The 695-nt window shown below is 47.8% G+C and carries 2 pseudogenes; both read left to right on the top strand.

From position 1 onward, the window contains the following. Positions 1 to 111 (top strand): annotated as a pseudogene (locus ACWHAR_RS27455) (MFS transporter); the annotation flags it as partial. 72 nt (positions 112 to 183) lie between these two features. Then, positions 184 to 695, top strand: a pseudogene (sndC, locus tag ACWHAR_RS27460) (N-acetyl amino acid acetylase SndC); the annotation flags it as partial.

Below are 695 nucleotides of genomic sequence, written 5' to 3' on the forward strand. Positions count from 1 at the left end.
CCCGCCGCGGCCATTTGCAAAGTTGATCCTTTTGAGCTTGCCAGAAAAAACTTCATTCCCGTCGCGATTGGCCTTTTGGTGACAACCCTCGCAGCTGTGATGATGCTTTAAAACAGCATGAGTTGAAATATTCAGACTTTTTCTATACAATCATGGAAAAGCATAGAAAAGGGGGAAGCGGCTTTGTCCATATCCACACTGCAGAAAGAGATAAACAAACAGCTCGACGGCTGTTTTGAAGAAATGGTTGAGATCAGGCGCCATTTTCATATGTATCCTGAGCTCTCATTTCAAGAAGAAAAAACCGCCGCATTTATTGCTTCCTATTATGAATCGTTAGGAGTCCCAATCCGCACAAACGTTGGCGGCAGAGGGGTTTTAGCATATATAGAAGGAAGCGAACCCGGCCCTACAGTCGCTTTGAGGGCCGACTTTGACGCTCTCCCCATTCAAGATGAAAAAGATGTCCCTTACGCCTCCAAAGTGCCTGGTGTCATGCATGCATGCGGCCACGACGGCCACACCGCAGCTCTTCTCGCAGTGGCCAAGGTCCTTCACCAAAACAGACATGAACTGAAGGGAACATTTGTGATGATCCACCAGCATGCAGAAGAATATTATCCGGGAGGCGCAAAGCCAATGATTGATGACGGCTGTCTCGAAAACGCGGATGTGATATTCGGCACTCATCTTTG

The organism is Bacillus sp. LR--39 (assembly GCF_053613335.1).